The sequence below is a fragment of the Serratia bockelmannii genome, assembly GCF_051803255.1.
GTDB classification, from domain to species: domain Bacteria; phylum Pseudomonadota; class Gammaproteobacteria; order Enterobacterales; family Enterobacteriaceae; genus Serratia; species Serratia bockelmannii.
The window spans coordinates 4,324,683-4,344,015 of the sequence record NZ_CP196512.1; the positions used below are offsets into that span (position 1 = coordinate 4,324,683).

The following is a 19,333-nucleotide window of genomic DNA, read 5'->3' on the forward strand; positions in this document are numbered from 1 at the left end:
TCGCCGAATTATTATATCCTGCCGGACGAAAATTTTTGCGGGCTTACGCTGCCCCACGCGCCTCCTCCTGCAGTGCTTCATTCCGCAGCCAGGCCGTTTATTTCATGAATACAGGCAGTGCCATACCGTTATGACCAAGAGTTTATCCCCGAAAGACATTATCGCCCTGGGCTTTATGACCTTCGCCCTGTTTGTCGGCGCCGGCAACATCATTTTCCCCCCGCTAGTGGGGCTGCAGTCCGGTGAGCATCTGTGGCCGGCCGCCCTCGGTTTTATGGTGACCGCCGTCGCCCTGCCGGTGATTGCCGTGATCGCGCTGGCGCGCGTCGGCGGCAGCATCAGCCTGCTGACTGGCCCCATCGGCCGCACAGCCGGCCTGCTGTTAGCGACCGTCTGCTATCTGGCGCTCGGCCCGCTGTTCGCCACCCCGCGAACCGCCAATGTTTCTTTCGCCCTCGGCATCGCGCCCTTCACCGGCGACGGCGCCCTGCCGCAGTTCATCTACAGCCTGCTGTTCTTTACCCTGGCGATGGTCGTGTCGCTGTATCCCGGCCGCTTGCTCGACAACGTCGGCCATATTCTGGCGCCGCTGAAAATTCTGGCGCTGGCCGCGCTCGGCATCGCCGCCCTGGTCTGGCCCGCCGGTGCGCCGGTCTCCGCCGTCGGCAGCTATCAGGCCGCGGCGTTTTCCACCGGCTTCGTTCAGGGTTATCAAACCATGGACACGCTGTCGGCGTTGATGTTCGGCTCGATTATCGTCACCGCCGCCCGCTCGCGCGGCGTCAGCGACAGCGGCCTGCTGCTGCGCTACACCCTCTGGGCCAGCCTGATCGCCGGCGTCGGCCTGACGCTGGTCTATATCTGCATGTTCAAGCTCGGCGCCGGCAGCGGCAGCCTGGTCGGGAACGATGCTCAGGATGGCGCGGCAATCCTGCACGCCTATGTGCAGCACACCTTCGGCGATCTGGGCAGCGTCTTTATGGCGGTGCTGATGTTCATCGCTTGCCTGGTGACGGCGGTCGGCATGACCTGCGCCTGCGCGGACTTCTTCTCCCGCTACCTGCCGCTCTCTTACCGCACGCTGGTGGTTATCCTCGCCCTCTTCGCCATGCTGGTTTCCAACATGGGGCTGGCCAATCTGATCCGCGTCTCGCTGCCGGTGCTGACGGCGATCTACCCGCCCTGCATCGCGCTGGTATTGCTCAGCTTCAGCCAGAACCGCTGGCGCAGCGCCAAGCGCGTCTTCGCGCCGGTGATCGCTACCAGCCTGGTGTTTGGCCTCGCCGACGGCCTGAAAGCCTCCAGCTTCAGCAGCCTGCTGCCCGTCTGGTTCGATAAGCTGCCGCTGGCCGAACAGGGTCTGGTCTGGCTGCAGCCTACGCTGCTGGTGCTGTTGCTGGCGGCGGCTTACGACCGGTTGCGCAGCGCCGAAAGCATCAAGACCGCGTCGTAAACGCGGTTTCCGCCCATAAAAAAAGCCGGTCATAATGACCGGCTTTTTTATCGGCTTGCGCCCGGCCGCTTACTTCAGCAGCGCCTGCGCCTTGGCCACCACGTTGTCCACGGTGAAGCCGAACTCGGCGAACAGCTGCTCCGCCGGCGCCGACTCACCGAAGGTGGTCATGCCCACGATGGCGCCGTTCAGGCCCACGTACTTGTACCAGTAGTCCGCGATACCCGCTTCCACCGCCACGCGCGCCGTTACCGCCGCCGGCAGCACCGACTCGCGGTACGCCGCATCCTGCTTGTCGAACGCGTCGGTCGACGGCATCGACACCACGCGCACCTTGCGGCCCGCTGCGGTCAGCGTGTCCGCCGCCTCCACCGTGATACCCACTTCGGAGCCGGTGGCAATCAGGATGACGTCCGGCGTGCCCGCGCAGTCTTTCAGCACGTAGCCGCCGCGGTACACGTTCGCCAGCTGCTCTGCGCTGCGCGGCTGCTGGGTCAGGTTCTGGCGCGAGAACACCAGGGTGGTCGGGCCGTCGTTGCGCTCGATACCGTACTGCCACGCCACCGCCGATTCCACCTGGTCACACGGGCGCCAGGTGCTCATGTTCGGGGTCACGCGCAGGCTCGCCAGCTGCTCCACCGGCTGGTGGGTCGGGCCGTCTTCGCCCAGACCGATGGAGTCGTGGGTGTAGACGAACACGTTGCGCAGCTTCATCAGCGCCGCCATGCGCACCGCGTTGCGGGCGTATTCCACGAACATCAGGAAGGTCGCCGAGTACGGCAGGAAGCCGCCGTGCAGCGCGATGCCGTTGGTGATGGCGGTCATACCGAACTCGCGCACGCCGTAATGAATGTAGTTGCCCGCCGGGTCAACGTTCAGCGCTTTCGAGCCGGACCACATGGTCAGGTTGCTCGGCGCCAGGTCGGCGGAGCCGCCCAGGAACTCCGGCAGCACCTTGCCGAACGCTTCCAGCGCGTTCTGCGACGCCTTGCGGCTGGCGATGTTGGCCGGGTTGGCCTGCAGTTTTTCCACGAACGCTTTGGCGTCGGCTTTCCAGTCGGCCGGCAGCTCGCCGTTCATGCGGCGCTTGAACTCGGCAGCCAGTTCCGGGAAGGCCTTGGCGTAGGCGGCGAACTTGTCGTTCCAGGCCGCTTCTTTGGCCTGACCGGCTTCCTTGGCGTCCCACTGGGCGTAGATGTCCTGCGGGATTTCAAAGGCGGCGTATTTCCAGCCCAGCGCTTCGCGGGTGGCGGCCACTTCGGCGGCGCCCAGCGCGGCGCCGTGCACGTCATGGGTGCCGGCCTTGTTCGGCGAACCGAAGCCGATAACGGTCTTGCACATCAGCAGCGACGGCTTGTCGGTCACCTTGCGGGCTTCTTCAATCGCGGCCTTGATGGCGTCCGGGTTGTGGCCGTCGACGTTGCGCACCACGTGCCAGCCGTAGGCTTCGAAACGCAGGGCGGTGTCGTCGGTGAACCAGCCGTCGACGTGGCCGTCGATGGAGATGCCGTTGTCATCGTAGAAGGCGGTCAGCTTGCCGAGCTTGAGGGTGCCGGCCAGGGAGCAGACTTCGTGCGAGATACCTTCCATCATGCAGCCGTCGCCCATGAAGGCGTAGGTGTGGTGGTCGACGATGTCGTGGCCAGGGCGGTTGAACTGCGCCGCCAGGGTGCGTTCGGCGATGGCGAAGCCGACGGCGTTGGCGATACCCTGGCCCAGCGGGCCGGTGGTGGTCTCAACGCCTGGGGTGTAGCCGTACTCCGGGTGCCCCGGGGTTTTGGAATGCAGCTGACGGAAGTTCTCCAGCTCGCGCATCGGCAGGTCGTAGCCGGTGAGGTGCAGGAGGCTGTAAATCAACATGGAGCCGTGGCCGTTGGAGAGCACGAAACGGTCGCGGTCAGCCCAGTGCGGGTTAGTCGGGTTGTGGTTGAGGTAGTCACGCCACAGGACTTCGGCGATGTCCGCCATGCCCATAGGGGCCCCCGGGTGGCCGGAATTTGCTTTTTGTACGGCGTCCATGCTGAGTGCGCGGATGGCGTTGGCAAGCTCTTTACGAGAGGACATGTTTTACTCCAGGTCGGATAAAAAAAGCAGTCAAGTTCCCTATTTTCTCAGACTCCACATCACAACGGCAATCCCTAATGCCAAATGAGAGCGAGTTCACCACTTATTAGCACGATTGGACGCTTTTTCGGAATAACACTATTCTCGCCTTAGCTGGCGTACACTAGGCTCTTGCGACAAGATTTCCTCAAAGCAAAATGACTCTTTTACCTTGTTACCTTCACAGGAAGATGGCGTTATGAAGATCCGTACCTCTTTGATTGCGTTGGGCATTGCCACCTTGGCAACCGGCTGTCAAAACCTGAATACCGAAACCTTGATGCAGTCCGGCGCGCAGGCGTTCCAGGCGGCGACCCTGAGCAACGACGACGTTAAGGCCCTGAGTGATAAATCCTGCGCCGAGATGGACAGCAAGGCACAAATCGCGCCGGCCGGCAGCACCTACGCCAAGCGTCTCAACAAAATCGCTGCGGCGCTGGGCGACAACATCAACGGCACCCCGGCCAACTACAAGGTCTACGTGACCAAAGACGTCAACGCCTGGGCGATGGCCAACGGCTGTATCCGCGTCTACAGCGGCCTGATGGACATGATGAACGACAACGAAGTGGAAGGCGTGCTGGGCCACGAAATGGGCCACGTGGCGCTGGGCCACACCCGTAAAGCGATGCAGGTGGCTTACGGCACCGTGGCGCTGCGCACCGCGGCGTCCTCCGCCGGCGGCGTCATCGGCTCGCTGTCGCAGTCGCAGCTGGCGGACATCGGCGAGAAACTGGTCAGCGCCCAGTTCTCGCAGAAGCAGGAGAGCGAAGCGGATGATTACTCGTTCGATCTGCTGAAAAAGCGCGGCATCGATCCGAACGGCCTGGCCACCAGCTTCGAAAAATTGGCCCAAATGGAAGCCGGCCGTCAGAGCAGCATGTTCGACGATCACCCGTCTTCCCAAGCGCGCGCGCAGCACATTCGCGATCGCATCGCGGCAGAGAAGTAACAACGAGAACGCCCGGCAACCGCCGGGCGTTTTTTATCGTCTCAATACAGGGTTTTCTGCGGCGGCCCGGCGAAGGTCAGCGGCCCGACCTGCTTCATGTCCACCTCGACCACCGACGGCCCCGGGTAGTTGATCGCCTCGGCCAGCACGCCGTTGAACTGCGCCGCCGCCTCGACCTTCCAGGCTTTCAGCCCCATCGCTTCGGCTATTTGAGTAAAGGCCGGCGTATGCAGCTCGTTGTAATACTGGCGCCCGGCGAAATACTTGTCCTGAATGCCGCGCATCACGCCATAACCGCCGTCGTTCATGATCAGCAGGGTGATGTTCACCTGTTCCTGCGCCATGGTCGCCAGTTCCCCCAGGCCCAGCGCCAGACCGCCATCGCCCACCAGCCCCACCACCTTGCGCTGCGGGTTGGCGATCGCGGTGCCGATCGCCATCGGCAGCCCCATGCCGATAGCACCGGCCAGCGAGTGAATGTTGCACAGCGGCGAGATCGCGCGGAACAAACGGCTGCCCCAGACGCTGCCGGAAACGGTGATATCGCGCACCAGCAATCCGTCCTGCGGCAACGCGGCGTCGATGGCGTCGTTGAGTTTGGCGTATTCGCCGGACTGTTGACGCAACGCGCTCTCCGCCTGCTGCACCGCCCCCGCGATCTCGGCATCCCACTCGGCGTTAACCTTCTCGCCGGGGGCCAGTCGCGCCGCCAGCGCGGCCAGCAACGCCGCACAGTCGCCGTTGATCTGCTCATCGGCCAGATAGTTGCGGTTGGCCGCCGCCGGATCGATGTCAATCTGCACCAGCGGGCGCGGCAGCGGCAGCGTCCAGGTGCGGGTTTCATTGCTGCGCAGCCGTGAACCGGCCACCAGCGTCAGGTCGCACTGCGTCAGGATCGCCTCGATGCTCGGCGAGTTGTGGAACGCCCGCAGGCTGCGCGGATGGCTGTCCGGTAGAATGCCGCGCCCGTGGGTGCTGGAGATCACCGCCACGCCGGCGTCCGCCAGCTTGCGCACCGCGTCGCCGCAGGCCAAGGCGCCACCGCCTAACCACAGCAGCGGACGCTTGGCCTGTTTCAGCCGCTGATGCAGCCGCTCCACCGCCGCATCGTCCGCCTTCGGCAGCGGCGCCGGCGCCAACGCTTCGGTCAGCACCGAACGGGAAACCAGGCTACTTTGAATATCGATCGGGATCTCGACCGCCACCGGGCCACAGGGCACGGTTTGCGCATCCAGGATCGCCCGCTGGATCACCGCCACCGCCTGCTCCGGCGAATTGACCCGGTAAGCGCGCTTGGAGCAGGCGCGCAGGAAGCCGAGCTGATCGCGGGTTTCATGAATAAAACCGGCGTCGGCGTCCAGATAGGCTTTTTCCACCTGGCCGGTGATATGCAGCAGCGGCGTGTTGGCGTTGAGCGCCTCAATCATCGCCCCCACCGCGTTGCCAGCGCCGGCGCCGGTGCTGGTCAACGCCACGCCCAGGCCGGAGAAGCGCCCGTGCGCGTCGGCCATGGTGACCGCACCCGCTTCGCCGCGCGCCGGCACGAAGCGAATTTTATCGCGCTGCCCCACCGCATCGGCGATCGGCAGATTATGAATCGAAATGATGCCGTACATCGCCGACACCGCGTACTGTTCCAGAGTCCGGGCTATCGCCTCGCCAACCGTGATTTTATCGCTCATCATCTGCCTTCTTAGGGTAGTCGTTATTAGGGTTATGCGTAGAGGTGTCGGCCTAGTCGCTCCAGCGGTTCACCTGATGGCTCAGCGCCAGATACACGCTTTTCTGCTGCATGTAGGCCTTGATGCCGTTCAGGCCCTTTTCGCGGCCCAGCCCGCTTTCCTTGAAACCGCCGAACGGTGTAGAAATCGAGAACGTTTTGTAGGTGTTGATCCAGACGGTGCCGGTTTCCAGCCGCTCCGCCAGCGCCATCGCCCGCGGGAAATCGCGGCTCCAGATGCCGGCCGCCAGGCCGTACACCGAGTCGTTGGCCTGTTCGATCAGCTGTTGCTCGTCGTCGAACGGCAGCGCCACCAGCACCGGGCCGAAGATCTCCTCCTGGCACACGCGGGCGTCATTGTTCAAGCCTTCAATAATGGTCGGCAGGTAATAGCTACCGCTCGCCAGTTGCGGATCGGCCGGCGCTTCGCCGCCGATGATCACCCGGCCACCCTCCTGCCGCGCCAGCGCCACGTAGTCCGCCACGCTTTGCCGATGTTTGGCGCTGATCAGTGGGCCAAGATGCACGCCCGGCACCAGCGGGTTGCCGATGCGCAGCCCCGCCGTCAGTTCGGTCAAGCGCGCCAGCAGCGGCTGATACAGCGAACGATGCACGAACAGCCGCGATCCGGCGATGCACGCCTGGCCGGCGGAGCTGAAAATGCCGTAGCAGATACCGCGCGCCGCCTGTTCCAGATCGGCGTCCTCCAGCACGATGGTCGGTGATTTGCCCCCCAGTTCCAACGAGGTGGGGATCAGCTTGTCGGCGGCGATATGCGCCAAATGGCGCCCGGTGCTGGTCCCACCGGTAAAGGAGATCTTTTTCACCCGCGGATGGCGCGCCAACGCCTCGCCGATCACCGAACCTTTGCCCGGCAGCACGCTGAGCAGCCCGGCAGGCAGGCCCGCCTGTTCGAACAGCTCGGCCAGCTTCAGCGCCATCAGCGGCGTGGCTTCGGCCGGTTTGAGCACCACCGCGTTGCCCGCCGCCAGCGCCGGCGCCACCTTCTGCATTTCACTGGCGATCGGTGAGTTCCACGGCGTGATGGCGGCGATCACCCCCATCGGCTGATACTGGCTGAGCGTCATCACCTCGGCGCTGCGCGGGGTCGGCAATTCGCCTTCCAACACTTCGCAGGCGGCGGCGAAGTAGCGCGCGGTCGCCGCTGCGCTGGCCACCAGCCCGCGGGTCTCCGCCAGCGGCTTGCCGTTGTCGCGGGTCTGCAGCTCGGCCAGCTGTTCCTGCTGCGCCAGGATCAGGTTGCTGACGCGGTAGAGGATCGAGGCGCGTTGGTGCGGCACCAACCCACGCCACTCCGGCGCGCGCCAGGCGCGTTCCGCTGCCTCTACCGCCTCATTCACGTCCTCGACGTTAGCGGCACGCAGCCGCGCGTTGACGCTGCCGTCGGCCGGGAATACCGAAGCCATCTCTTCGCCACGCCCTTCGCGCCAGCGTCCGGCGACAAAAATATTCAATCGTTCCATGCTCCGCTCCTGCCGTTCAGGCAATAAAACCGCCGTCCACCAGACGGCGGCAGGCTTGTACCGCGCTCAGCGCCGCCAGGGTTGATGTTTTGGGATTGCTCGCCAGCGGGGTGCCGCTCAGCTCGATGTGAAACTCGCCAAAATCGCCGCACACCTGCAGGCGATGGGTATTGCGTCGGGTGGCGGGATCGACCTGCAGGCGTACCCGGGTGGCGTCCATCCCCAGGCCGTTGAGCGCAATGGTGGCCGCCACGTTGGCATTAGCCGGGAACAAACGCGCCGCTTCACGCGCCGAACCTTCAAAAAACACCTGCGCTTCACTCACCGCATCGAGATCGATCAACTGTTCCGCCGGGCTGCCGCGCCAGCTGGCAGGGCTTTTACTGGCCTGATAGGTCACGCTCTCCAGCCCGCCTTCGCGCGCCGACGCCAGCCCGTCCATCCCCGCCACCGCGCCGGACAGCACGATCAGCTGCCCGTGATGGCGGCGGCAAACCTGCTGCAGCCGCTGTTGCAATGCGGCGTCCGCCAGCGCGCCGGTCGAGATCAGCGCCAGCGGCCAGCCGCGCTGCAGCACCGCTTCGCCAAACTCCGCCACTGCCTGCTGGCTGGCGCACTCCAGCACCAGATCCGGCTGCTGCGAACACTGCCCAGGATGGGCCAGCGCCTGCACCCGCCCGCCAAAAGCCTCGGCGATCGCCGCATGATGAGCTGCGCGCGCCAGGATCCAACCGACCTCCACGCCTTCCGGCAAACGGGCGATCACTTCCTTCGCCATCGCGCCGTAGCCAATCATCATGATCTTCTTCATCTTTTTCGGCCCCTGCTACACATGGCGGTTAAAGCCGCCGGAAACGTCCAGCGCCGCACCGGTGGTAAAAGAAGCCAGCGGCGAAGCGAGGAACAGCAGCGCCTGCGCCGGCTCCTGCGGCTTGCCCAGGCGCTTCATCGGGATGCCGCGCCGTTCGGCGATCGCCGCCGTCCACTGCTCCCAACTTTGATCTTTATCGCTGCGCTCTTCGAAACGGCGGCGCCACTGACCCGACTCCACCATCCCCAGCAAGATCGAGTTAACGCGAATACCTTTGTCCACCAGCTCTTTCGATAGCGTCAGCGTCATGTTGAGCAGCGCGGCACGCGCCGCCGAGGTGGCGATCATGTGTTCTTCCGGCTGCAGCGCCAGCAGCGAGTTCACGCAGGTGATAGACGCGATCGCCGATCGTTCCAGCGCCGGTAAGAACGCCTGCACCGGATTGATCACGCCGAACAGCTTCAGCTCGGCCTCATGCAGCCAGGCCTCGCGCGGCGTCTGGTCAAAATGGGCGACGAAGCCCTGACCGGCGTTGTTGATCAGCAGATCCACGCCGCCGAAACGCGCCGTCACCTGAGCGGCGAACTGCGCCACCTGCTGCGCATCCAGCACGTCGCAGCGCAGCGCCAGGATCTCCGCCTGCGGGAAGTCCGCGCGCAGGCTGGCCTCCGCGCCGGCCAGTTTGTCCGGATCGCGGCCGCAGAACGCCACCTTCGCCCCTTCGGCCAGCAGCAGCTTCAGAGTTTCGAAACCGATGCCCGACGAGCCGCCGGTCACCACCGCCACCCGATCCTCAAGCTGAAAATTCATCGTTGGATTGCTCCCGTAAAATCCCGCAGATAGCGGTTGAAACACGCCGGCGCATCGAGATAGCTGGCGTGACCGGCGGCGGCGATCAGACGCAGCGTCGCGTCTTGCTCACGCGCCAGCTCGGCCGCCTTCTCCGGCGGCGTAATGCGATCCTGTTCACCGCACCACACTTCCAGCGGGCCGCGATAGCGCGCCAGATAGCGGCCGATGTCGTCGTTAGCCAGCATCCAGGCGGCACTCAGAAAACCGTCGGGATCGAGCTGCTGCATGCCGTTGCGCACCCAGGCGATGTCCTGCGGATCCGCCCCTTCGCGCAGCAAGGCCGCCGCCCGCTGCTCGCCGTAGCCCACCGGCCCCAGCGTCTCCATCATCTGTTGGCGCTGGCCGTACACCTGCCGGCGTTTTTCCTCCGGCGCCGCGGCATAGCCCTGCGCCGGATCCGCCAACACCAGCCCACATAGCCCGTCCGGATAGCCGGCGGCGTAGGCGCTGCCGATCAGCGCCCCCAGCGAATGGCCAACGATCAGCGGCTGCGCCAGCTGCAGTTCATCAATCAGCGCCGCCAACGCCGCCGCATAACCGGCGGCGTCAGCCTGCGGATCCGCCAACGGCAGGCTGCCGCCGTAGCCCGGCGCGTCCCACGCCAACAGACGATGACCGTCCGTCAGGCCGCTGTCGTTAAACTGCTTTATCCACGAGGCGGATCCGGAGCTGATGCCGTGCAGCAACACCACCGGCCGCCCCTGCCCGGCCTCGCGCCAGCTCAGGGTGTACGCCCCGCAGCGCGCCCGTTGGCGTTGCGCCAGGCCGTTCATCAGTTGCGCTTCACTTTGGACAGCGGGTGATCCGCCGGATAGGTTGGGATCTCCGGCTTGGCGGTGCCGAGCATCACGCACATCAGCGCCTCTTCCTCGCCGTGGTTGAACAGGCCGCGGTACACGCCCGCCGGCACCGAGATCAGATCGCGCTCTTTCAGCCTGGTTTCGTAATACTCTTCACCATCCTGGATCATCAGCGTGATGCTGCCTTTCAGCATGAAGAACACTTCTTCCACGTCGTCGTGCAGGTGCAACGGGCCCTCGCACTTCGACGGCAGCACCATGGTGGAAAAGGTGAAGTTGCCCGCCGGAATAGTGTTGGCGTCGCTTGCCACGCCGGTGGCGCCGGTGCCGATGTAGCGCATCTGCGCGCGGCGGTATTTCGGGTCAAAGTCGGCCTGGAATTTCAGCGCGTTCCAGTCGTATTTGCGGCCCTCGAAACGGGCGATGCGCGACTCTACCCAGTTTTCCATCGACAGATCCTGCGGCTTAACGCCGGCTTTGTTCTCAACCTGAGACATGTTGTCACTCCTCTGTTGAATCAAATGGTTATCCCCTTCGTCTTTCACGCTGTGGCGTTGTTGGCTGCATTCGTTCACACCAGTCACTTACCGCAGTAAGCTCCTGGAGACTCACGAACTTGCCGCCTAGCCACAGCATGAAATCCATTGGGCTTAGCAATTGTTAATTCAGTACTTTCTCAGCAACGGCAGCAGAATGAGGCAGCCGACGAACGCCATCACCACCAGGAACAGCAGGCCGTTATCCATATTGCCGGTGGCGGCGATCAACGCCCCCATCAGCACCGGCGCCAGCGCGCCGGCAAAATTGCCCAGTCCGTTGAAAATGCCGCCGGCGGTGGCGCTGACCTTGCTGCTGGTCGCCTTCGCCAACAGCGCGAAAATATTCGGCGCGCCGGCGCCCCACATAAAGGTGCTGAAGGCCATGGCCGCAATCACGCTGTAGGTGCCCTGCAGGTGCAGCACCACCGCCAGGCCGAGGCCCGCGCCGCACAGCGACAGGAAGCAGGCCAGCGCGCGCCGATCCAGCTTGTCCGACAGCCAGGCGCCCAGCACTTCGCCGAGCAGCATGGCGATGAACGGCAGCGAAGAGAGGTAACCGGCATGCTCCAGATGAATGCCTTTGCCCTTGATCAGGTAGCTCGGCAACCAGCCGTTCATGCCCCACAGGTAGGTCAGGAAGGCGATATTGAACAGGCAAATCATCCAGAAATGCGGGCTGCGCAGCAGCTCGCGGCGGTGCTGTTTGCGTTCGGACACCGCCGGCTTGGCCGCCGCCGCCGGGCGCGAGACGTTCAGGTGGCGCATGCCGAACAGCACCAGCAACATCACCGGCAGCGTCAGAAACGCCATAAAGAAGAAGGTGGTCTGCCAGTCGAAGGTATTGAGGATGTACAGGGTGACCGGGAAGCCGAGCGCGGCCCCGAGCGGCGTGCCGAGCAGCCACAGCATGGTGGCGCGCGCCTGCAGCTGCGGCGGAAAGGCCTGACGAATAATGGCGTAGGCCATCGGCAGCAGCGGCCCTTCGGCGATGCCGAGCAGAATGCGCAGCGTCATCATGGCGTGATAGGAACGCACCAGCCCCATCAATACCATCAGCACGCCCCACACCACCATCATGCCAATCAATACTTTTACCGGGTTAAGCCGATCGCCGATGCCGCTGAGCAGCATCGAGGAGATGCCGTAGGAGAACAGAAACGCGCTCATCAGCAAGCCCAGCCGCGCCGGGTCAAAGCCGATCCCTAACGCCTGCTGAAACTCGGCGTCGGAAAACAGCGCCGCGATGCTGATCTTGTCGAAAAACGCCAGCAGCACGCAGGCGAACAGCGCGATCGGCACCGACCAGCGCACCCGTTGCTGCGGATTTTCGGCAACGGCTTCCCCCGCCCGTCCAGCGCGGGCGTCAATGTCTTGCGTAGTCATAAAACGCTCCCGAGGTTCGGGCGTTATTTCAACGCCATCAAAGAAAACTCCGCATCCGCCAGCTGCTGCGGATCCAGCACCCGGCCGCTCGCCAACCAGCGCTTGCCGAGCTTGATGGTGCGCGCGTCGTTGAACGCCACCATCTGCACCAGCTGCCGATCGGCGTTCAGCGTGAAGAACACCTGCGACTGCGGCGTGCGGCGCACCACATGGTGCACGCCGCCGCTCGGCACGCCGAGGATCTGGATATTGACGTCATATTGATCCGACCACAGCCAGGCCACGTCGTCATACGGAGCGGCAAAGGCGTCGAGCATCGCGCAGGCGGTGCTGATGGCCTGATTTTGCGCGTAGGCCCAGGACTGCAGGCACAGGCCAAGCGTCGGGTGGCGCGCCACGTCGCCGGCGGCGAAGATCGCCGGATGGCTGGTACGCCCTTGGCCGTCGACCACGATGCCGGACTCGATCGCCAGCCCGGCGCTGCGCGCCAGTTCGAGATTCAGCTCGACGCCGATCCCCACCACCACCAGATCGAAGGCCTGCGGATCGCTGACTTCGCTGCCGATCCAGGCGGCGCCGTCGCGATCTTCCAGCGAGATCTCGCCGCAGCCACACAACACCGTAACGCCCTGCCGGCGATGCAGTTCGAGCAACGCCTGCGAGACATCGGCGCCGACGCTGCGCATGCATAGCGCGGGCTGGCGTTCAAACACCGTCACCTCGGCGCCGAGACGACGCGCAGAAGCGGCGATCTCCAGCCCGATCCAACCGCCGCCGACGATCGCCAGACGGCGGCAACCTTGCAGGCCCTGCCGCAACCGGGCCGCATCGTCCCAGGAACGCAGCGTCATCACGCGCGGATGCTGCGCCCAGGCGGCGCCCGGCACACGCGGCCGCCCGCCGGTGGCGATCAGCAGCTGCTCGAACTGCAGCCGTTGCCCGTCGCTGAGCGTGACGATTTGCTGTTCAGCGTCGATGGACTCGGCGCGCAGCGGGCGACGCCAGTCGATATTCAGCTCCGCCACCGCCTGTTCGCTGAACAGCCGACTGAGGGGAGCCGCGGCATCCAGCAGCGCCGCTTTCGACAGCGGCGGCCGCTCGTAAAAATCGTAGGGCTCGTCGCTGACCACCGTCAGCCGGCCGCTGTAACCGCGGTCGCGCAGCGTCTTGGCCGCCCAGCCGCCGGCCTGGCCGCCGCCGACGATGACGATGCCCGTCTGTTCTGGCCGGTTCATAACGCTTGCGCCTTTTTATGCTGGCGGCGCGTATCGTGATCGATGCCGCCCTCTACCGCCCATTCGGTGAAGGAGACCAGCGAATGCTCCAGCTCGCGCGGCTGCCAGTTTTCCGTCAGATAATCGTCGTTGGTGTAATACTCGAACGCGCCGCCGGTCGGGCTGTTGACGTACCAGAAATAGGCCGAGGAGATCGGGTGGCGGCCGGGGCCGATAAAGGTGCTCCACTGCTCTTTGTTCATGGCGATGCCGCCGCCAATCACTTCGTGGATATCGCGCACGGTGAACGCCACATGGTTCAGGCCGCGTGGGCGGTTAGGCAGCTTCAGCAGGAACAGATTATGGTGGCCGCCGCGCGCCTGGGTGCGCAGGAAGACGGCGCGATCGATATAGCGATCGGAAACCTGGAAATCCAACAGCTCGCGATAGAAACGCTCGGTCGCCGCCAGATCGTCAACGAAGAACACTACGTGGCCAATATTGATCGGTTGCGCCTGCGAATAGACCGGGCTGGGTTGATCGATGCGGCGCACGTCGCCCCATTGGTTGATCGGCGTGACCGGCACCTCAACCGCCTGCTGGCGGCTGACGACGAAGCGCAGCGTCATGCCGTTGGGATCGAGGCATTCCAGCTCTTCTCCCACCTGACGGAAGCCGGGCATCAACGCCAAACGCGGCTGCAGGCGCGCCAGATCGGCGGGCGAGGCCACGCCCCAGGTCATGCGGCGCAGGGTAGAACCGCCTTCAAACGCCGCAGGCAGCGCCGCGCTTTGCAACGGGTGCAGGACAACCTGCGCCCCGCTCAGGGTGGTGAATTCGCGCTGCGGTTCGCCCCAATGTTGCGTGGCGGGCTGCAGGCCGAAGTCTTGCATGAATTTTTCGCAGGTTGGCAGATCTTCGACGCCAAATTCCAGTTTTTCGATTCCGATTACGCTCATTGTTCAGCCTCACGTTCTCGCTGCATACGGTTTTCAGGCATGAGTGAACCCCGGCCCCTGTTTGCTGTGGGCCTTATCCCTGCCTGAGTGAAAGAGTCGGTCCTGTCGGTTAGCCGACGTTGGCCTGCGGCGGCGCGCCGAGGAAGCCAGAAATTTTCTCCGCCGCATCGCGCACTTCCATGCGCAGCCGCTCGCGATCCGCTTTCGGGATCTCATCGGACGGCACCATGATGCTGACCACCGCCTCGACCCGCTGCTCACGGTTGAAGATCGGGTAGACGATCGAGGAGATGCCGTGGCGGAAGAACGATTCGCCGATCACATAGCCGCGCGCCTTGTCTTGCTGCACCATCTGCCACAGCATTTCGCGATCCGCCGGGGTGCCCGGCGCGTTGCCCGGCAGCTGCGCGTCCGGATAGAGTTGTTCGAACTCGCTGCGGGTGGCGCTGGTCAACAACATGCGGCCGAGCGAGGTTTGGTGCACCGGCAAGCGGGTGCCGACGCTGACCTGATTGATCTGTGAACCGGCGGCGCTGACGCGGGCGATATAGATCACGTCGCGCCCGTCGCGGATCGCCAGATGGCTGCTGCACTGGCTGCGATCGCGCAACTGCTCGATCACCGGCTGGCCGGCCTGCGCGACGTCCAACGACGCGATGTATTCAAAACCGAGACGCAGCACCTTGATGCCCAGCGCGAAGGTATTGGTGCGCGGATTGCGCTCCAGAAAGCCCAGGTGCTCGAGCGTCTGCACCACGCGGTAGGCGGTGGCCTTCGGCATATCGACTAGGCGATGCAACTCGGCAAAAGTCATTTCCTTATGCTGCTCGCCAAACGCCAGCAGCAACTGCAACCCGCGATCCAGTCCCGGGATCAGATACTTACATGCTTGCTCGTCCGCCATCTCTCGCTCCTGCGCTGTGCGCCAGCCCTGCGGGCCTCAGTTGAATACGAAGCCGCCGTTGACCGGCAGCAGTTGGCCGGTGACGAAATCCGCCAGCGACGACAGCAGATAAAGCACCGTACCGTTCACATCGTCCGGATGCTGCGCCCCGGCCAGCGCGCGCCCCTGCTCGTACAGCTGATGGCGCTCGGCGGGCACATACTCAGTGGCTTCCACTCGCGTCAGGCCCGGCGCGATGGCGTTGACGCAGATACCCTGCGGGCCCAGCTCGCGCGCCATCGATCGGGTCATCGCGATCACCGCGCCTTTACTGGCGACATAGGCCATCAGGCGCGGCGCGCCCCACAGCGCGGTGTCCGACGCCACGTTGACGATCTTGGCGTGCGGATTGCGCGCCAGCAGCGGCACCGCCGCCTGGCTCACCAGCCAGGTGCCGCGCACGTTGACTTGCATCACGCGATCCCACAGATCGATATCGTATTCCATCATGGTTTTACCGCCGACGCCGGTCGCCAGCGCCGCGTTGTTCACCAGACCGTCGATCCCGCCGCCAGCGGCGATCTTCTCGAACGCCAAGCGGATCGAATCCGGTGAGGCCAGATCGATCGTCTGCGTTTCCACCCGAGCGCCCTGCTCGCGCAGCGCGGCGCCGCTCGCCGCCAGCTCATCCGCCAAGATGTCGCACATCACCACCTGCGCGCCTGCTGCGGCGATGGCGGCGGCAAAGCTGTAGCCCAGGCCGCGCGCCGCACCGGTGACCACGATGCGCTTGCCGTCCAGCAAGCCGTTCACTGCGCCGCCTCCCGCTCGCGCAGCGTCGCCAGCTGTTTCTGCGCCTCTTTCTGCATCAGGCGGCGCAGGCGCGACAGACCGACGTCGTGCTGGTACAGGTATTCGCGGCCGCGGGCGTTAGGCGCCATGTTCTCGAGCACGATGCGATCCTGCTCGAGCACGTCCCAATGCAACGATTCCAGGCGATTACGGTACATGAAGCGCCACATGTCGCGCTGCCAGTCTTTGACCTTACGGATGCGCCAGAAGAACACCCGGCAGTGATCCTTGTCTTCCGGCACCACCATGCCGATGATCCAGAAGTGACCACCCGGCCCAAAGCGCTTCTTGTACGGGATCGACAGGCGCATCCAATACGCGCCGCTGCTGCCGAATTCCACCCAGTCGAAGTTGACGCCGATCTGGCCGTTTTTCTTGAAGATAAACCCGCTGTCGGTCGGCTCCAGCCCCATATCCGCCTTGCGATCCCCTTCCGCCATCGAGTGTGAGGAAGAGTGCAGGTAGGTGCCGTGCATCGGATCCATCACGTTTTCCAACGCGTACTGGTAGTTGCAGTCCCAGCTGGCGGTGCACAGGAAGTGGCTGTACGACGCTTCGTCCGCCAGCTCTTGCGGGAAAGTCAGCGCCGCCGGCGCTTCATCCGCCGTCACGCCGAAATAGAGAAACACTGCGCCGTAGGCTTCTTTGGCCGGGTAAGACCGCAGGCATTTTTGCCCCACCAGCGGGCAGCGATCCACCGCCGGCACGTCTTTCACCGTCCCGTCGCCGCCGACTTCCACCCCGTGATACCAGCAGGCGATACGATCGCCGAGGTTCCACCCCATGGAAAGCCGCGCGCCGCGGTGCGGGCAGCGATCTTCCAACGCGTGGATCTGGCCTTCACCGTCGCGCCACACCACGATTTGCTGCTCGAGGCGGGTGATGCCGACCGGGTTGTTGCCCACTTCCCAACTGGCCAGCACCGGATACCACATGCCGCGCAATCCCTGGTCAAGATAGTCCTGCAGGCTCTGTTCGGAGGATGTTGTGTTTGCTGTCATTGTCTTCTCCCGGATGTGGCTCAGAAACCGTTAACGTGAAGGAATTCGCGGAACGTCGCCTCATTCCACGGTTGGCCGCTGCGATCGAACAGGCGGCGCTGATTCAACGCGCTGACGATCTGCTCCAGCTCTTCCGCCCCCTGATCGAAGATCGTTTCCAGCGCCGCCACCAGCGCGGTTTCGAAACCGTCCGGCACCCGGGCGCGGTTTTGCCAGATGACATTGCGGAACTGGCCCGGCTGATGGATTTGGCCGTTGCCGCCTTCGCGGGCCGGCGTCACCTGTTGGGTGTCCGGCAGCCAGGGATTGAAATCGGTGATGTGCTGCATGATTACTCCTCCGCGATAAAGGTGATCTGGATTTGGTTGTCGACCACCCGGGTGGGATAGGTTTGCAGATCGCGGCCGCCTGGCTCGCGCAGGCACTGGCCGGTGCGCACGTCAAACAGCGCTTCGTGCAGCGGGCACTCAACCTTGCCGTCGTCTACAAACCCCTGGCTGAGCAAGGCATAAGCATGCGGGCAGACGTCTTCCAGCGCGTAGTAGTTACCGTCGAGCAGGTACACCCCGATCTCTTTTCCTTCCACTTTGCCGGAGAAAGGAAAATCTTCTTTCACCTGAGACACTTCGCACACATTCTTCCAGCTCATTGCTTTTATCCTCTATCTGATTGTTTCATATATGAAACTCAGTTTCTTATTTAATACAGCCACTATAAGTCTGGCGAAACTTTCGTCAAGCGAGCGGAACGGCAAATGTTAATGAAAGGTTGTTTAAAAATGACAAATGCGGGAGGGATCACGAAATCATGCACGGATATGAAAAACCTATGTCAGTTGTGCGCTCTTCCGCTAATTTATGGCAAAAAATGCGTTGATCCCGGCGGCGCATTGCGCGTAAAAGTGTTTTCTCACTGTCTTTTACACTCAATTTAATAACAATTAATTTACATTAATCAGCCTCGTCCCCCGCGTTTACGCGTAATGGCCTCCGCGGGCGAGTTTACTGCTGCCTGAATTCGTCAACCGCTCGCACTGAGGAACGCGCCGTGCAACAACGTCAACGCTGGTTTGGGGTGATCGCCCTGCTGTTTCTGATCGTTATCGCCTATGCGGATCGGGTTAATATCGCCGTGATGTTGGTCAATCCCGACTTCCTGCAACACTTTCAACTCGGCGGTGACCGCGCCCATCAGGGCACGCTGATGACGGTGTTTTTACTCGGTTACGGCCTGTCCGCCATGTTGCTGACGCCGTTTCTAGAAACGCTGATGGGTTACCGCCGCGCGCTGACGCTGAGCGTCGTGCTGTGGGCGCTGCTCACCGCCGCGTCGCCGCTGGCGGGATCGCTGCTGTTGCTGTGCGCGGTGCGCGCGCTGCTTGGCGTCAGCGAAGGGCCGCTGTTCTCGCTGAAGACCATGTACATCAGCGATCATTTCGCCGCCGACGAGCGTGGCAAACCCAACGCGGTCAGCGCGCTGGGCGTCTCGTTGGGGCTGGTGATCGGCTTTCCGCTGGTGAGTTTTCTGATGGCGCACTTCGGGTGGGCGATGTCGTTTCACCTGCTGGCACTGCTCAACCTGCTGTTGGGCCTGGCGCTGGTGCGGCTGTTCGTTCATCCGCTCGCCTTACCCTCATCTTCACGCCCCGCCGATCCTCAGCCGGTGTTGAGCCGCGTCTGGCACACCTTCGCGCTGGCCTGGCGCACACCGATGCTCGGTTGGATCCTGCTGATCGAGATCGCCACGCTCAGCTACCTGTGGGGATCCAGCACCTGGCTGCCGGCTTACCTGACTGATGAAAAAGGATTCTCCATCAAGCAGATGGGATGGATGGCCGCACTGCCTTTCATCGTCAGCATCGCCTCAAAATACCTCGGCGGCGTGCTGCTCGATCGTATCCGCCCCTATCAGGCGCCACTGATCTTCGTCTTTGGCGGCGCGGCGACCGCACTGTGCATCTATGGCGTAATGAACAGTCATCAGCTTGGCTGGATCGCCTTCTTCCTGCTGGCGGCCAACGCCTGTTGGGGCGCACAGGGCGCGGCAATCCCCACTCTGCTGCAGCATTATGCGCGGCCGGAGGCGGTCGGCAGCGCCTATGGGCTGATCAACGGCATCGGCAATCTGTTCTCGGCGTTTGTGCCGATGGCGATGGGCATGGTGATGGCCAGCCAGGGCAAGGTGTCTTCGGGCTTTGCGGTACTGATTGCCTCACAGCTGCTGACGCTGCTGGCGGGCGGCGCGCTGTTTAGCCGCATGTTGCTGGCTCGCCAGGTGAAGCGGGCATAAATCCGTTTCACCGTGTTCTACGGCGGCAAACCGAAAGC

At 63.6% G+C, this 19,333-nt stretch carries 18 protein-coding genes; 3 read left to right on the forward strand and 15 right to left on the reverse strand.

Features of this window, described 5'->3' with window-relative positions:
• The first annotated feature begins 130 nt into the window (after window positions 1–130).
• Window positions 131–1,453, forward strand: a complete 1,323-nt coding sequence (gene brnQ / locus ACSJLU_RS20595) for a branched-chain amino acid transport system II carrier protein (protein ID WP_025304192.1) — start codon at window positions 131–133, stop codon at window positions 1,451–1,453.
• Window positions 1,454–1,522: 69 nt separating this feature from the next.
• Here brnQ and tkt read toward each other — a convergent pair whose 3' ends face one another.
• The gene (tkt, locus tag ACSJLU_RS20600; RefSeq protein ID WP_089180484.1) at window positions 1,523–3,517 is read right to left on the reverse strand and encodes a transketolase; all 1,995 of its coding nucleotides are present in this window, start codon (window positions 3,515–3,517) and stop codon (window positions 1,523–1,525) included.
• Between the two features lie 238 nt (window positions 3,518–3,755).
• On the opposite strand from tkt, the gene ACSJLU_RS20605 reads away from it, so the two are divergent.
• On the forward strand, window positions 3,756–4,508 hold the full coding sequence (locus ACSJLU_RS20605; RefSeq protein ID WP_016930039.1) for a M48 family metallopeptidase: 753 nt from the start codon (window positions 3,756–3,758) through the stop codon (window positions 4,506–4,508).
• A gap of 41 nt (window positions 4,509–4,549) precedes the next feature.
• Here the strand turns inward: ACSJLU_RS20605 and ACSJLU_RS20610 are convergent, their stop codons facing one another.
• From ACSJLU_RS20610 to ACSJLU_RS20675, 14 genes are all read right to left on the reverse strand, one after another.
• Window positions 4,550–6,190: a thiamine pyrophosphate-binding protein gene (locus tag ACSJLU_RS20610; protein WP_193402448.1), complete on the reverse strand. Its 1,641-nt coding sequence runs from the start codon at window positions 6,188–6,190 to the stop codon at window positions 4,550–4,552.
• Window positions 6,191–6,242: 52 nt separating this feature from the next.
• Window positions 6,243–7,712, reverse strand: coding sequence for an aldehyde dehydrogenase (locus ACSJLU_RS20615; RefSeq protein WP_025304195.1), 1,470 nt, complete (start codon window positions 7,710–7,712; stop codon window positions 6,243–6,245).
• 16 nt (window positions 7,713–7,728) lie between these two features.
• A complete protein-coding gene (locus tag ACSJLU_RS20620) occupies window positions 7,729–8,523 on the reverse strand; it encodes an aspartate dehydrogenase (protein ID WP_043141242.1) in 795 nt (264 codons plus the stop codon).
• 15 nt (window positions 8,524–8,538) lie between these two features.
• The gene (locus tag ACSJLU_RS20625; protein WP_043141245.1) at window positions 8,539–9,333 is read right to left on the reverse strand and encodes an SDR family oxidoreductase; all 795 of its coding nucleotides are present in this window, start codon (window positions 9,331–9,333) and stop codon (window positions 8,539–8,541) included.
• Window positions 9,330–10,148 (reverse strand): alpha/beta fold hydrolase, encoded by an 819-nt coding sequence (locus ACSJLU_RS20630; RefSeq protein ID WP_046687779.1) that lies wholly within the window; start codon window positions 10,146–10,148, stop codon window positions 9,330–9,332. Before ACSJLU_RS20630 ends, ACSJLU_RS20625 begins: the two co-directional genes overlap by 4 nt.
• Complete coding sequence (locus ACSJLU_RS20635; RefSeq protein ID WP_004937634.1) at window positions 10,148–10,672, reverse strand: cupin domain-containing protein; 525 nt, start codon at window positions 10,670–10,672, stop codon at window positions 10,148–10,150. Before ACSJLU_RS20635 ends, ACSJLU_RS20630 begins: the two co-directional genes overlap by 1 nt.
• A gap of 168 nt (window positions 10,673–10,840) precedes the next feature.
• Window positions 10,841–12,097 (reverse strand): MFS transporter, encoded by a 1,257-nt coding sequence (locus tag ACSJLU_RS20640; protein ID WP_049208796.1) that lies wholly within the window; start codon window positions 12,095–12,097, stop codon window positions 10,841–10,843.
• Window positions 12,098–12,120: 23 nt separating this feature from the next.
• The gene (locus tag ACSJLU_RS20645; RefSeq protein WP_060434493.1) at window positions 12,121–13,332 is read right to left on the reverse strand and encodes an NAD(P)/FAD-dependent oxidoreductase; all 1,212 of its coding nucleotides are present in this window, start codon (window positions 13,330–13,332) and stop codon (window positions 12,121–12,123) included.
• Window positions 13,329–14,270, reverse strand: a complete 942-nt coding sequence (locus ACSJLU_RS20650) for a VOC family protein (RefSeq protein ID WP_197759595.1) — start codon at window positions 14,268–14,270, stop codon at window positions 13,329–13,331. Before ACSJLU_RS20650 ends, ACSJLU_RS20645 begins: the two co-directional genes overlap by 4 nt.
• A gap of 109 nt (window positions 14,271–14,379) precedes the next feature.
• A complete protein-coding gene (locus ACSJLU_RS20655) occupies window positions 14,380–15,174 on the reverse strand; it encodes an IclR family transcriptional regulator (protein ID WP_025304202.1) in 795 nt (264 codons plus the stop codon).
• 36 nt (window positions 15,175–15,210) lie between these two features.
• Window positions 15,211–15,966, reverse strand: a complete 756-nt coding sequence (locus tag ACSJLU_RS20660) for an SDR family oxidoreductase (RefSeq protein WP_025304203.1) — start codon at window positions 15,964–15,966, stop codon at window positions 15,211–15,213.
• Window positions 15,963–17,006: an aromatic ring-hydroxylating dioxygenase subunit alpha gene (locus ACSJLU_RS20665; protein ID WP_336843799.1), complete on the reverse strand. Its 1,044-nt coding sequence runs from the start codon at window positions 17,004–17,006 to the stop codon at window positions 15,963–15,965. The genes ACSJLU_RS20660 and ACSJLU_RS20665 overlap by 4 nt, the downstream gene beginning before the upstream one ends.
• Window positions 17,007–17,026: 20 nt before the next feature.
• On the reverse strand, window positions 17,027–17,335 hold the full coding sequence (locus ACSJLU_RS20670) for a recombinase-like helix-turn-helix domain-containing protein (RefSeq protein WP_004937617.1): 309 nt from the start codon (window positions 17,333–17,335) through the stop codon (window positions 17,027–17,029).
• Between the two features lie 2 nt (window positions 17,336–17,337).
• The gene (locus tag ACSJLU_RS20675; RefSeq protein WP_004937614.1) at window positions 17,338–17,655 is read right to left on the reverse strand and encodes a non-heme iron oxygenase ferredoxin subunit; all 318 of its coding nucleotides are present in this window, start codon (window positions 17,653–17,655) and stop codon (window positions 17,338–17,340) included.
• A 398-nt stretch (window positions 17,656–18,053) separates the two neighbouring features.
• On the opposite strand from ACSJLU_RS20675, the gene ACSJLU_RS20680 reads away from it, so the two are divergent.
• Window positions 18,054–19,295 carry an MFS transporter gene (locus ACSJLU_RS20680; protein ID WP_380826990.1) on the forward strand — a complete coding sequence of 414 codons (1,242 nt, stop codon included), beginning with the start codon at window positions 18,054–18,056 and terminating at the stop codon, window positions 19,293–19,295.
• Window positions 19,296–19,333 lie beyond the last annotated feature (38 nt).